This window comes from Oryzihumus sp. JJN4-3R (assembly GCF_057747915.1).
Genome location: NZ_CM173229.1, coordinates 503948 through 516788, shown reverse-complemented (window position 1 = coordinate 516788; position 12841 = coordinate 503948). Strand labels below are relative to the sequence as shown.

General features: G+C 72.3%; 11 protein-coding genes. 7 read left to right on the top strand and 4 right to left on the bottom strand.

Annotated elements, in window-relative coordinates; all coding sequences use genetic code 11:
- Positions 1-6: 6 nt before the first annotated feature.
- The 4 genes from AC3ANM_RS02275 (at position 7) to AC3ANM_RS02260 (ending at position 2856) form a co-directional block, all read left to right on the top strand.
- Positions 7-813, top strand: coding sequence for an ATP-binding cassette domain-containing protein (locus AC3ANM_RS02275; protein WP_488286516.1), 807 nt, complete (start codon positions 7-9; stop codon positions 811-813).
- A gap of 89 nt (positions 814-902) precedes the next feature.
- The gene (locus AC3ANM_RS02270; RefSeq protein ID WP_488287900.1) at positions 903-2096 is read left to right on the top strand and encodes a sugar ABC transporter permease; all 1194 of its coding nucleotides are present in this window, start codon (positions 903-905) and stop codon (positions 2094-2096) included.
- A 100-nt stretch (positions 2097-2196) separates the two neighbouring features.
- On the top strand, positions 2197-2562 hold the full coding sequence (locus tag AC3ANM_RS02265) for a hypothetical protein (RefSeq protein WP_488286515.1): 366 nt from the start codon (positions 2197-2199) through the stop codon (positions 2560-2562).
- Positions 2563-2637: 75 nt separating this feature from the next.
- The gene (locus tag AC3ANM_RS02260; protein WP_488286514.1) at positions 2638-2856 is read left to right on the top strand and encodes a hypothetical protein; all 219 of its coding nucleotides are present in this window, start codon (positions 2638-2640) and stop codon (positions 2854-2856) included.
- Positions 2857-2908: 52 nt separating this feature from the next.
- Here the strand turns inward: AC3ANM_RS02260 and AC3ANM_RS02255 are convergent, their stop codons facing one another.
- The 4 genes from AC3ANM_RS02255 to AC3ANM_RS02240 form a co-directional block, all read right to left on the bottom strand.
- On the bottom strand, positions 2909-3841 hold the full coding sequence (locus AC3ANM_RS02255) for a carbohydrate ABC transporter permease (RefSeq protein ID WP_488286513.1): 933 nt from the start codon (positions 3839-3841) through the stop codon (positions 2909-2911).
- Positions 3838-4959: a carbohydrate ABC transporter permease gene (locus AC3ANM_RS02250; protein ID WP_488286512.1), complete on the bottom strand. Its 1122-nt coding sequence runs from the start codon at positions 4957-4959 to the stop codon at positions 3838-3840. Before AC3ANM_RS02250 ends, AC3ANM_RS02255 begins: the two co-directional genes overlap by 4 nt.
- A gap of 75 nt (positions 4960-5034) precedes the next feature.
- Complete coding sequence (locus AC3ANM_RS02245; protein WP_488286511.1) at positions 5035-6282, bottom strand: sugar ABC transporter substrate-binding protein; 1248 nt, start codon at positions 6280-6282, stop codon at positions 5035-5037.
- Entirely contained in the window at positions 6279-7373 is a 1095-nt protein-coding gene (locus AC3ANM_RS02240) for a LacI family DNA-binding transcriptional regulator (RefSeq protein ID WP_488286510.1), read from the bottom strand. The genes AC3ANM_RS02245 and AC3ANM_RS02240 overlap by 4 nt, the downstream gene beginning before the upstream one ends.
- Positions 7374-7596: 223 nt before the next feature.
- On the opposite strand from AC3ANM_RS02240, the gene AC3ANM_RS02235 reads away from it, so the two are divergent.
- The 3 genes from AC3ANM_RS02235 (at position 7597) to AC3ANM_RS02225 (ending at position 12754) form a co-directional block, all read left to right on the top strand.
- Positions 7597-9693 carry a glycogen debranching N-terminal domain-containing protein gene (locus AC3ANM_RS02235; RefSeq protein ID WP_488286509.1) on the top strand — a complete coding sequence of 699 codons (2097 nt, stop codon included), beginning with the start codon at positions 7597-7599 and terminating at the stop codon, positions 9691-9693.
- A 58-nt stretch (positions 9694-9751) separates the two neighbouring features.
- Complete coding sequence (dxs, locus tag AC3ANM_RS02230; RefSeq protein WP_488286508.1) at positions 9752-11632, top strand: 1-deoxy-D-xylulose-5-phosphate synthase; 1881 nt, start codon at positions 9752-9754, stop codon at positions 11630-11632.
- A 177-nt stretch (positions 11633-11809) separates the two neighbouring features.
- The gene (locus tag AC3ANM_RS02225; protein WP_488286507.1) at positions 11810-12754 is read left to right on the top strand and encodes an alpha/beta hydrolase; all 945 of its coding nucleotides are present in this window, start codon (positions 11810-11812) and stop codon (positions 12752-12754) included.
- Positions 12755-12841 lie beyond the last annotated feature (87 nt).

Below are 12841 nucleotides of genomic sequence, written 5' to 3'. Positions count from 1 at the left end.
GGAACCATGACGACCACCACCTCACCGGCAGCGACCGACACGGTCCTGTCCATGACAGGCGTTTCCAAGAGGTTCGGCGCCGTGCAGGCGTTGAAGGACATCGAGCTGGACGTGCGTGCCGGTGAGGTGGTGGCGCTGGTTGGTGACAACGGCGCCGGCAAGTCGACGCTGGTCAAGACCATCGCCGGGGTCTACAGCCCCGACGAGGGCCACGTGAGCTTCGACGGCAAGCAGGTCCACATCGGCAGCCCCGCCGAGGCGCAGCACCTGGGCATCGCGACGGTCTTCCAGGACCTCGCCCTGTGCGACAACCTCGACGTCGTCGGCAACCTCTTCCTCGGCCGGGAGCTCAAGCACCGCCGGGCCCTGGACGAGGTCGAGATGGAGCGGCAGTCCTGGCAGCTGCTGCGCCAGCTGTCGGCCAAGATCCCCTCGGTGCGCATCCCGGTCGCGAGCCTGTCCGGCGGCCAGCGCCAGACGGTCGCGATCGCCCGCTCGCTCCTGGGCGAGCCCAAGGTCGTGATGCTCGACGAGCCGACGGCGGCCCTGGGCGTCGCGCAGACTGCGGAGGTGCTCAACCTCGTCGAGCGGCTGCGTGAGCGGGGCCTGGGCGTCATCCTCATCAGCCACAACATGGCCGACGTCATGGCGGTCGCGGACCGGGTCGCGGTGCTGCGCCTGGGCCGCAACAACGGCGTCTACCAGGTCAGCCAGACCAGCTCGCAGGAGATCATCGCCGCGATCACCGGGGCGACGACCAACGCCGTCTCCGAGCGAGCCGCCCGTCGCACCCCGCAGGAGAGCACGTCGTGACCACCTCATCCTCCCCCCAGCAGGCCAGCCCGGAGACGGCCGAGGAGCTGCAGAGCGCGCTGCCGGCCGACCTTCAGGACGAGCGACTCATCGCCTCCCGGGGCTTCTCGGGCGCCGTCTCGGTCTTCACCAGCCGGCTGCGCAGCGGCGACCTCGGCTCCCTGCCGGTCATCATCGGGCTGATCGTCATCTGGGGCGTCTTCCAGGCGCTCAACAGTGACTTCCTGTCCCCGCGCAACCTGGTCAACCTGACGCTGCAGAGCGCGGCGATCGGCACGATCTCCATCGGCATCGTGCTGGTCCTGCTGCTCGGCGAGATCGACCTGTCGGTGGGCTCGGTGAGCGGCCTGGCCGCCGCGGTCCTCGGCGTCGGCCTCACCCAGCACGGCTGGCCCCTCCCGCTGGCGATCCTCGCGGCGATCCTCACCGGCACGGTGGTCGGCCTGCTCTACGGCGGCCTCTACACCCGGTTCGGCGTGCCGAGCTTCGTCATCACCCTGGCCGGACTGCTCGGCTTCCTCGGCCTGCAGCTCTACGTGCTGGGCAAGGAGGGCTCGCTCAACCTGCCCTTCACCTCCTCGATCGTGGAGTTCGCCCAGCTGCAGTTCCTGGCCCCGGTCGTGGCCTACCTGCTCGTGCTGGTGACCGTCGCGGCCTACCTCGGCACCCGCGTCAGGTCCAACAACCGCCGGGCGGCCGCGGGCCTGTCCACAACACCCATGGTGATGCTCGTGGTGCGGGCGGTCGGGCTGGCGGTCGTGCTGGCCGTCCCGGTCCTCGTGCTCAACCAGGACCGCGGCGTCTCCTACATGTTCATCTTCTTCATCGCGCTGGTCGTGGTCATGGACCTGGCGCTGCGCAAGACCAGCTGGGGTCGATCGGTCTTCGCCGTCGGTGGCAACGTCGAAGCGGCGCGCCGCTCGGGCATCAACGTGCGCGGGATCTACCTGTCGGTCTTCGCGCTCTGCTCCACCTTCGCCGCCCTCGGTGGCATCCTCGCCGCGGGCCGGCTCGCGGCGGTCAACCAGAGCAGCGGTGGTGGCGACACCAACCTCAACGCCATCGCCGCGGCCGTCATCGGCGGCACGAGCCTGTTCGGCGGCCGGGGCTCGGCCTACTCCGCCCTGCTCGGCATCATCGTGATCCAGTCGATCTCCAGTGGTCTGAGCCTGCTCAACCTGGACTCCTCGATCCGGTTCATGGTCACCGGAGCGGTCCTGCTCCTCGCCGTCACGATCGACTCGCTGAGCCGGCGCAGCCGCGCCGCCCACGGTCGCGCCTGACGTCAGGCAGTGCCCGACGGGCCCGGTCGCCTCGGCGGCCGGGCCCGTCCGCGTCCCGGGTCGACCCCGCCCTGTCACCGCCCGGCGGCAGACTGGTGCCGTGCGTGCGACCCCTCCCGGCTGGCCTTCCGAGGTGCCGCCACCGGACAGCCCGGACTGGCAGGTGCCGGCGGTGTCCTGGCTGCTCGACCACTGCCCGGCCGACTACCGCCGATATGCCGGGTGGCGCCGTCACCCGGTCGCCCTCGCCTGGGTGACGGTGCGCCACATCGGCGCGCAGCTCGAGGCCATGCGGCAGGCATACCGGGAGGCGCGGGTCGAGCTGGGGGAGCAGCTGACCCCTGAGGCGCTGGAGCAGGTGCTGGCCGACCTCGAGGCCGAGGGCGTGCGGCTGCGGGCGGCCGAGCGCAGCGCCCGGTTGCTGCACGAGGCGATGCAGGGCAAGCGGTTCATCCCCCGGCTGTGAGCCGCGACGCGGGACCCGGGGACGGTCCCCCTGATGGCGGACCCGCGGGTGGCGCAGGTGGGCCATGATGCAGGGGTGAACCGGACCCTGCTGACGCCGATCGGCGTGCTGCTCATCCTGGTCGGCGTCCTGTGGGTGCTCCAGGGCACTGGCTGGCTGGGCGGTAGCGCCATGTCCGGCGTCGCGTTCTGGGCGGTCGTCGGGGCGGTGCTCATCGTCGCCGGCGTGGTGCTGGTCGTCCTGGGCCGTCGGGCGCTGCGCGAGCGCCGGGCCCGGCGCGACGCGCAGCGCTGACCCTGCCGCAGCGCCGCATCTCCCGGCCCGGTGGGATGCGGCGTGGGGCCCTTCAGCCCTTGACCGCCCCGTCACTGCTCCCGCGCACGAAGTAGCGCTGGAAGACGAAGAACAGCACGGCCACGGGGATCGTGGTCACCAGCGCCACACCCAGCTTGAGCGGGTACTGCGAGCCCGAGCTCAGCTCGCCACTGGCCAGGCTCGCCAGGCCGCTGACCAGGGTCTTGTGCTCCGGGCTCTGGGTGGTCACGAGGAAGTGGCTGAACTCGTTCCACGAGCCCTGGAAGGACAGGATCGTCAGCGTGATCAGCGCCGGTCGGGCCATCGGCAGGACGACGGACCAGAAGGTCCGGAAGACCCCGGCGCCGTCGATGCGGGCGGCCTCCTCGACCTCCACCGGGAGGGTGTCGAAGAACTGCTTCATGATGAACACGCCGGCGGCGTCCACGACCAGCGGCAGGATCATCGCCGTGTAGGTGTCGTAGATGCCGAGGTAGTTGACGATGAGGAACTTCGGCACCAGCAGCGCCACGCCCGGCACGCTCATGACCGCGAGGACGGTGGCGAACAGGAAACCGCGGCCGCGGAAACGCACGCGGGACAACGCATATCCGGCGAGGCTGTCGAGGAAGACCCGGCCCGCGGTCACCGTCACCGTGACGACCACGGAGTTGGTGAGCCAGCGCGTGATCGGGACGGAGGCGCTCCCGTCCAGGCCGAGGATGCGGCGCCAGGCCGACAGGTCGACCGGGTGGGGGATGAGCGAGAGCGGGTTCGCGCTGGCCTGCGGGTCGGACTTGAACGAGGTCGCGACCTGGATCAGGAAGGGGTAGATGAACACGACCGCGAAGGCGACCAGCACGGCATACGCGAGGACGACCCTGACCCGCGAGCGGTGACCGGGTCGGCGACCCGGTCCGCGTCGGACCGGGGATCCCTGCGGGGTCTGGACCGGCGAAACCCGTTCGGACGTCTGGGTGCTCATGCGGACACCTCCTCTGAGGCGCGGTCGGAGGTCCGGTCGGCGGCGTGACCCGTCGCGCCGGCCAGCGCGCGCCGGCGTCGCCGTTCGCGCCAGCCGACCCGGTCCTCGGCCATGAGGCGGCGCTGCCACCAGGTGAGCACCACGATGATGAGGAAGACGAGGAAGGCCATGGCGGCGCCCGAGCCGTACTTGAGGTTGGTGAAGCTCTGCTTGAAGGACAGGAACGCCGGGGTCATGGTCGTGCCCTCGGGCGCGCCCTTGCCGGTGACGTAGATCTGGTCGAAGACCTGCCAGGTGCCGATCAGTCCCAGGGTCGTGACGAGGAAGATGGCCGGCCTGAGCTGGGGGAGGGTGACCAGGCGCAGCTTCTGCCAGGCGGAGGCCCCGTCGAGCAGGGCGGCCTCGTCGACGTCGACCGGCAGGTCCTGCAGCGCCGCGAGGAACATCAGCATGAAGGTGCCGGTCGTGGTCCACACGGCCAGGATGATGAGGACGCACAGGGCGACCGAGGGGCCTGAGATCCAGTCCCACAGGGAGCGGCCGAACACCTCGCCCTGCGCCCAGGCCGGGTTGTCCGGCACGCCGAGGCCGCCGAGCGCCAGGTGGATCAGCCCCCGCGGGTCGTTGAACCACGCCGGACCGCTGAGGCCGATGACGGCGAGCAGCCGGTTGACGGCACCGGAGTTGGAGAAGAGGAAGAGGAAGACCGTCGTGATGGCGATCGAGCTGGTCACGGACGGGAAGTAGAACGCGGTGCGGAAGAAGCCCTTCCCGCGCAGCCGGGCGTTGTTGACCACCAGCGCCAGGCCGAGCGCCACGGCCGTCTGGATCGGGACGACCAGCAGCACGTAGAAGAACGTGTTGTTGATCGACTGCATGAACGTGTCACGCGTCAGCCCGTCCTGGGTGAACAGCGAGGTGTAGTTGTGCAGCCCGACGAACTGCGCGTGGCCGCCGGTGAACGGCGAGCCGTTGCCGTTCCAGTCGGTCAGGCTCACCCACAGCGCCATGGCGATCGGGATGAACAGGAACACCCCGAGCACCACCACCATCGGCGCGGTGAAGGCCCAGCCGGCCAGCTCCTCGCGGCCCCGCGGGCCGCCGCTCCTTCGTGCCATGCGCACCTCCTGCGCGGCGGACGGCACACCGGGCAGTCGGTATGCCGTCCGCCCACCATTGCGGGTCGGTCGGGGTCAGTTGCCCTTGAGGGCGGCCTGCCCGTTCTTCTGCAGGTCGGCCAGCATGGCCTTGGGGTCGGCGGAGCCGAGCTGCTCCAGCTTGGCGTTGAAGGCCGCCATCACCGGGTCGAAGCCCGGCACGTTGACCGGCCCCTGCGCGTAGGCGCCGCCGGCTGCGAACGCGGCGTCCTGCGGGTAGGCGGCGGCGAACTGCTTGGCGCCCTCCGTGGTGGAGGGCATGACGCCGAACGCCTTGGCGAAGGTCATCTGCTGGTCGACGGCGGTGAGGTACTTGACCAGGTCGACGGCCTGCGTGTGGTGGCCGCTCTTGGCGGAGATGCCCCAGCAGTTGCTGAAGACCAGCGTGCCCTTGCCGGCGGGGCCGGCGGGCAGCTCGACGACCTTGGTCTTCAGGGTCGGGTAGTCCTTGGACAGCGCGCCGCGGATCCAGTTGCCCTCGATGGTCATCGCGGCCTTGCCGGTGCCCAGGGCCTCGCCGCCCCAGCCCGCGTCGACGGCCTTGTCGTACTTCAGCGTGCCGGCGGTCATCATCTTCTTGACCTCGTTCAGGCCGGCGAGGTTCTGCGGGGTGTCCGCGGTGACCTGGCTGCCGTCGGCGTTGACGACCCAGCCGCCGGCCTGCTTCATGAAGGCCCCGACCCGGTTGATGTCACGGCCCATGACCAGGCCGGTCACCTTGCCCTTGGTCAGCTTCTTCGCTGCCGCCTCCAGGCCGGCCCAGTCCTTGGGGATGTCGGCGTCGGTCAGCCCGGCCTTGGCCCACAGGTCGGTGTTGATGACCAGGGCGAGGGTGGAGTAGTCCTTCGGCGCGCACTGCAGCTTGCCGTCGTAGGTGAACGTCTTGACCAGCGGCTCCAGGAAGTCGGAGCTCTTGAGCTGGTCGCCGTAGGCGTAGAGGTTGCCGGCCTTGGCGAAGTCGCCGATGCGGGAGGCGTCGGCGTAGAACAGGTCGGGCGGGTTCGAGCCGGCGAACGCCTGGCCGAGCTGCTGGCCGAGGTCCGAGGCCGGCACGAGCTCGACGGTGTTGCCGGACTTCTTCGCCCAGCCGTCGAGGGCGGAGCGGACCGCGGCCGTCTCGGCGTCGCCGGAGCTGCCGATCATCACGGTCAGCTTGGCCTTGCCGCTGCTCTGCTGGGCCGCGCCCTTGTCGAAGCCGCCACCACCGCAGGCCGCGAGGGCCAGGGTGCCGGCGACGCCGAGGGCGCACACCGCCGTGCGGCGGTGACGGGTAAGGGACCTCATGCTGTGCCTCCATCGTCGTTGCGGTTGCCCGCGGGGGGTGGTTCTTCTGGTTGCGTTGTGGCAGAGGGGGATCGGTCGGTGCTGGCCCGCCGCACGAGCTCGGGGGCCAGGACCAGCCCGTCGGCTGGCGGTGCCTCCCCGGCCTCGAGGGCGAGCACCATCTCCACCAGCGCGGCCGCGATCGCGTCCAGCGGCTGGTGCAAGGTGGTGAAGTCGAACGCGCCGGCGAGGTCGCTGTCGTCGAAGCCGACCAGCCCGACGTCGGAACCGGGGCGCAGGCCGCGGTCGCGCAGGGCCAGTGACGCCCCGAGGGCCAGGGTGTCGGACGCGCACACGAGGGCCCCGCCGACGCCGATGCGGTCCAGCAGGGGGCCCGCGGCCGCGGCGGCGGCGTGCACCTCCTGCTCGGTCTCGGCGTGGAGGTCGGCGTCGAACGCGCCGGTGGCCCGGCACCCGCGCTCCCAGCCGGCGCGCCGGTCGTCACCGACGGGGGAGCCCTCGGGCCAGCCGAGGAAGCCCACGGCCCCGTAGCCCTGCTCGCGCACGTGGGTCACCGCCTCGGCCAGGCCGGCGGCCCCGTCGACGTCGACCCACGTCGTGAAGGAGGGGTCGTCCCAGACCCGCCCGAAGGAGGCGAACGGCACGCCGTGCGCGCGCAGCCACTGCGGCCGGGGGTCGTCGTGCCCGGTGTTGGTGAGGACGAACCCGTCCACGAGGGTGGTCGCGAGCAGCTGCCGGTATGCCGTGACCCGGTCCTCCCCGACGAGGAAGGTCACCAGGTGGGTGTCCCGGTCGCCTGCTGCGCTCGTCAGCCCGGCGAGGAACGGGTCGAGGACGTTGCCGAGGCTGCGATGGGCCACGGGGGTGACCTCGATGCCGAGCGCGCCGGCCCGTTGCCTGCGCAGCGAGCGCGCCGTGAGGTTCACCCGGAAGTCCAGCGCCTCGATGGCGGCGTGCACCCGCTCGCGGGTCCCGGGGGCGACCTTGTCCGGGGCGTTGATGACGTTGCTGACGGTCTGGCGGGAGACCCCGGCGGCGCGTGCGACGTCGACGACGGTGGAGCGTCGTGCGTCCTGGCTGCGCGTCGTCATCTGCCCCTGCCCCTGCCCGTGACCTGTGTCAGCCGGGTCCGGTCCCGGACCGCGGCGCCCCGGCAGGGGGTCGCGCGTCCGGCTGGTGGATCCCGATTTGAACGTTCATATCGTGGAGAGGATGGTTGTCCCGGTGAACGACGCGTGTCAAGACCCGCACGCGAAGATGAGACCGACGACCCGCAGCCGCCGCGGGTCCCTCCCGCGATCGGAGACCGCCGCGATGACCCAGACCGGACCCGCCGACGACCACCCGCGCCCCACGCCCCGGCAGCCGTGGCTGCACGACCTGAGCATCTGCGTCCGCGGCAACGTCACCGCCCTGTCCGCCGGCAGCGGGCAGGTGGACGGCAGTGGCGCGCAGGGCGTCTTCGTCGACGACCGCCGGGTGCTGAGCCGGCTCGAGGTGCGCCTGGGTGCGGAGGAGTCGGCCCCCGTCGCCGCTGCCAGCGCCGGGGCCGTCTCGGAGTTCCTCGCCTCGGCGCGCCACCTGGGCAACCCCGGCGCCGACCCGACCGTCGAGGTCGCCCGCCGGCGCGAGGTGATCGCCCAGGGCATCCGCGAGACCGTCCAGGTGCGCTCGCGCGCCGACGACCCGGTGACCGCCGACCTGGTCGTGCAGGTCGCCGGCGACGCGGCCCTGATCAGCACGGTCAAGTCCGGCCTGGCCGACGGGCGGCCGCTGCCCGCGCACGTCGCCGACGGCGCGGTCGTCTGGGGTGACGAGGCACACCGCGTCACCGTCCGGGTCGACCCGGCACCCGCGGCCCTGGAGGCGGGGGACTCCGGTGCGGTGGCCACCGTGCCGGTCACCGTCGCCCCCGGCGGGTCGGCGGAGGTGACCGTGACGGTCGAGGTCGAGCGGTTGCAGGCCTCCAACCTCGACGCCGACAGCGGCGCCCACCGCCTGCCCTGGGACGGGATCACGGTGGAGGCCGACGACCCCCGCCTCGCGCCGACGCTCGCGATGGGACTGGCCGACCTGCGCAACCTCGCCCTGACCGACCCGCTCGCCCCGGAGGACGTCTTCGCGGGGGCCGGAACCCCTTGGTACCTCACGCTGTTCGGCCGCGACTCAATCTGGGCGGCACGCATGGCGCTGCCGTTCGGCACCGAGCTCGCCGGTGGCACCCTGCGCGCCCTGGCCCGCCGGCAGGGTGCCGTCGTCGACGAGTCCCGGGCCGAGGCTCCCGGCAAGATCCCCCACGAGCTGCGCCGCACGGCATACCTGGACAAGGTCAAGGGGCTGGCGCTGCCGCCGGTCTACTTCGGCACCATCGACGCCACCCCGCTGTGGATCACCCTGCTGCACGACGCCTGGCGCTGGGGCCTGCCCGAGCAGGAGGTCGTCGCCCTGCTGCCGCACCTGCGGGCCGCGACGCGCTGGCTCACCGACCACGCGGCGCCCGACGCGGACGGCCTGCTGAAGTACATCGACACCACCGGCACCGGTCTGGCCAACCAGGGCTGGAAGGACTCCGGGGACTCCATCCGCTGGCGCGACGGCCGGGTGGCCGACGCCCCGATCGCGCTCGCCGAGGCGCAGGCGTATGCCGTGGAGGCGGCCGCCGCGGCCGCCACCCTCCTCGAGGCGCTCGGGGAGGACGGCGCCGGGGACCTGCGCGACTGGGCCGGGGCGATGCGCGTGCGCTTCCGCGACCGCTTCTGGGTCGAGGGCGCCGAGGGGCCCTACGTCGGCATCGCCGTCGACGGGCACGGCGCCACCGTCGACGGCGTCGGCTCCAACATGGGCCATGTGCTCGGCACCGGCACGGTCACGCCCGAGGAGGCCGCGCGGATCGCCGCCACGCTCACCGGGCCCTCGATGCTGGGCCGCTACGGCATCGGCACCCTCGCCGCCGACAACGGCGGGTTCAACCCGATCGGCTATCACACCGGCTCGATCTGGACGCACGACACGGCCATCTGCGCGATGGGCCTGGCCCGCGAGGGGCACCGTGACGCCGCCGCGGCCGTGGGCCGCAGCCTGCTCGCCTCCTCGGTCGCGTTCGACCACCGCTGGCCTGAGCTGTATGCCGGGTCCGGGGTCCTCGACCAGCCCGCCCCCTACCCGGCGTCCTGCCGCCCGCAGGCGTGGTCGGCCGCGTCGGCGGCGGTCCTGCTCTCCCTCGCGCTGGGCTTCGAGCCGGACGCGCCCGCGGGCCGGCTGGTGCTGAACCCCGTGCGGCCCGCGGCATACGGGGCGATGACGGTGCGCGGCCTGCGCTTCGCCGGGCACACGTTCGGGGTGCGCTGTCTGGCCGATGGCACGACCGAGGTGCTGGACGCACCCTCGGAGGTGGCGATCACCGTCGCCTGAGGGGAGCAACTAGACTCGATCGACTCGAGCCGTGTGTGCGGAAGGACTGTTTTCCATCGTGGGTGTGCTGCAGACGATCTCCAGCCCGGCGGACCTGCGGGCGTTGCCCGCGGACCAGATGCCGCAGCTGGCCCAGGAGATCCGTGACTTCCTCGTCACGGAGGTCTCCAAGACCGGTGGCCACCTCGGCCCCAACCTCGGCGTCGTCGAGCTGACGATCGCCCTGCACCGGGTGTTCAGCTCCCCCCGCGACGCCATCGTGTTCGACACCGGGCACCAGTCCTACGTGCACAAGCTGCTCACCGGGCGGCAGGACTTCAGCAAGCTGAAGAAGAAGGGCGGCCTGTCCGGCTACCCCTCGCGCGCGGAGTCCGAGCACGACGTCGTGGAGAACTCCCACGCCTCGACCGCCCTGTCGTGGGCCGACGGCATCGCCAAGGCCCGCCGGCTCAAGGGCCAGCGCGACCGGCACACCGTGGCCGTGATCGGCGACGGGGCGCTCACCGGCGGCATGGCGTGGGAGGCGATCAACAACATCGCCGCCGACAAGGACCTGCCGCTGGTCATCGTCGTCAACGACAACGAGCGCTCCTACGCCCCGACGACCGGCGGCCTGGCCGACCACCTGGCCACGCTGCGCACGACCAAGGGCTACGAGCGCTTCCTCGACTGGGGCAAGAGCACCCTCTCGCGCACGCCCGTGGTCGGCTCGGCGATGTACGAGACGCTGCACGGGGTCAAGAAGGGCCTGAAGGACATCGTCGCGCCGCAGGGCATGTTCGAGGACCTCGGGCTGAAGTACCTCGGGCCGGTCGACGGCCACGACGAGCAGGCCGTGGAGCACGCGCTGCGGCGCGCCCGCGCCTACGGCGGCCCCGTGCTGGTGCACGTCATCACGCAGAAGGGTCGCGGCTACCAGCCGGCGATCGACGACGAGGCCGACCAGTTCCACGCGGTCGGCGTGATCAACCCCGAGACCGGCCTCCCGTTCGAGGCCGGCGGCCGGATCTGGACCGATGAGTTCAACGACGAGATGTGCGTGATCGGCGCCCGGCGACCCGACGTCGTGGCCATCACGGCGGCGATGCTCATCCCGGTCGGGCTCGACGGGTTCGCCGCGAGGTTCCCCGACCGGGTCTTCGACGTCGGCATCGCCGAGCAGCACGCCGTGACGATGGCCGCGGGCCTGGCCTTCGGCGGGATGCACCCCGTCGTGGCGGTCTACGCCACCTTCCTCAACCGGGCCTTCGACCAGCTGCTCATGGACTGCGCGCTGCACAGGGCCGGCGTGACCTTCGTGCTCGACCGGGCCGGGATCACCGGCAGCGACGGCGCCTCGCACAACGGCATGTGGGACATGACGCTGGGCAACATCGTGCCCGGGCTGCATCTCGCCGCGCCGCGCGACGGCGACCAGGTGCGCCGCCAGCTGCGCGAGGCCGTCGACATCGCCGACGCCCCGTCGGTGATCCGCTTCCCCAAGGGCGACGTGGCCGACCCAGTCCCCGCCCTGGAGCAGTGGGGCGACGTCGACGTGCTGCACGGCCCCGCCGGTCACGAGCCGGTGGACCTGCTCCTGGTCTCGGTGGGCTCGCTGGCCACCACCGCCCTGGCGGTCGCCGGCAAGCTCGAGGCGCTCGGGCGCACGGTCCGCGTCGTCGACCCGCGGTGGGTGCTCCCGGTCAGTGCCCACCTGGTCGAGGCGGCTCGCGTCAGCGGCGCCGTCGCCGTCCTCGAGGACAACCTGGTCGAGGGAGGGATCGGCTCGGCGGTCACGCGCGCGCTGCGGGTGGCCGGGCTCGAGCAGCCGGTGCACTGCCACGGCATCCCCAAGCGGTTCCTCGACCACGCCTCGCGCTCGCAGCTGCTCGAGGAGGTCGGGCTGACCACCGACGCCATCGCCGCGGACCTGGCCGCCCGCCTGGGGGCCACCGGCTGACCCCGGCCCACCCACCGACGTCGACGAGACGCACACCTCCCGACGCGGGCGGTGTGCGTCTCGTCGACCTCGGGCCTGGCCTCCCTGGACCTGCCGTTTCCGATGGCCGCCCCCGTGCGTGTGGTGTAGAACACGCTGGTGCGTGTCGCCACCCGGGCGACCAGTGAGGGGTGAACAGTGCGGTTCAACCAACGGGTGTTCCACCTCGAGCGCCCAGGCGGCGAGCTCGAGGTGCACGACCTGACCGGCGGGGGACACCCCGACGACCAGCGGCCGGTGGTGATCGCGCTGCACGGACTCACGGGCAACGGCATGTGCTGGTCCGGCGTTGCCGAGTCGCTGACCCGGCGACTGGGCCCCGACGCCCCTCGCGTGCTCGCCCCCGACCTGCGCGGCCGCGCGGGCAGCCGTGCGCTCGCCGGCCCCTGGGGCCTGGACGCGCACGTCACCGACGTCCTGGCGCTGGCCGACAGCGTCGGCGCCACCTCGTTCACCCTGCTCGGCTGGTCGATGGGCGCGTTCGTCGCGGCCCTCGTGGCGAGCCGGCACCCCGGGCGCGTCGACCGCCTGGTGCTTGCCGACGGCGGCGTCGCGGTGCCGGTGCCCGAGCAGCTCGACCCGGAGGCGGTGCTGCGCACCTTCGTCGGGCCGTCCCTGGAGCGCCTGTCGCTGCGCTTCCCCGACGTGGAGTCCTACCTGTCCCACTGGTACGCCCAGGCCGAGGTGCGCCCGGCCGCGGTGGACCAGGCCGGCCGTGCGGTGCTCGAGCGCTACATGCGCCACGACCTGGTCGTGCACGAGGACGCGTGGGTCACCTCCTGCGTGCACGACGCCGTGCTCGCCGACGGCCGGGACATCGTCACCAGCCTGGAGGTCCGTGGTGCGGTGGGCGCCGCCGCCGGGGCGGGCGTGCCCGTGGAGCTGGTCTGGGCGGACTCCCAGGGCCTGGCCGGCGTGTCGGATCTGTATGACGCAGAACGCCTTTCGGCGCAGGGCCTTCCCGAGGGGGTCCGGCTCACAGCCGTTCCGGGAGCGACCCACGTGTCGCTCACCCTGACCGCCCCCGGCGTCCGGGCGCTGTCCGATGCGTTGGAGCGCTCGACGGTCCCGCAGCCGGCCTGACGGCCTCCGGTCACACACCAGGCGTGCTGCCTGCGTCTGGTGTGTGACCACACTCACACCGCCCCAGGTGTGGCCCGCCACACCATC

Bases quoted from the DNA above. Each gene is read 5' to 3' on its own strand.
- AC3ANM_RS02250 (WP_488286512.1), bottom strand. From the start codon at position 4,959: ATGGCACGAAGGAGCGGCGGCCCGCGGGGCCGCGAGGAGCTGGCCGGC.
- AC3ANM_RS02235 (WP_488286509.1), top strand. From the start codon at position 7,597: ATGACCCAGACCGGACCCGCCGACGACCACCCGCGCCCCACGCCCCGG.
- AC3ANM_RS02240 (WP_488286510.1), bottom strand. From the start codon at position 7,373: ATGACGACGCGCAGCCAGGACGCACGACGCTCCACCGTCGTCGACGTC.
- AC3ANM_RS02275 (WP_488286516.1), top strand. From the start codon at position 7: ATGACGACCACCACCTCACCGGCAGCGACCGACACGGTCCTGTCCATG.
- AC3ANM_RS02245 (WP_488286511.1), bottom strand. From the start codon at position 6,282: ATGAGGTCCCTTACCCGTCACCGCCGCACGGCGGTGTGCGCCCTCGGC.
- AC3ANM_RS02255 (WP_488286513.1), bottom strand. From the start codon at position 3,841: ATGAGCACCCAGACGTCCGAACGGGTTTCGCCGGTCCAGACCCCGCAG.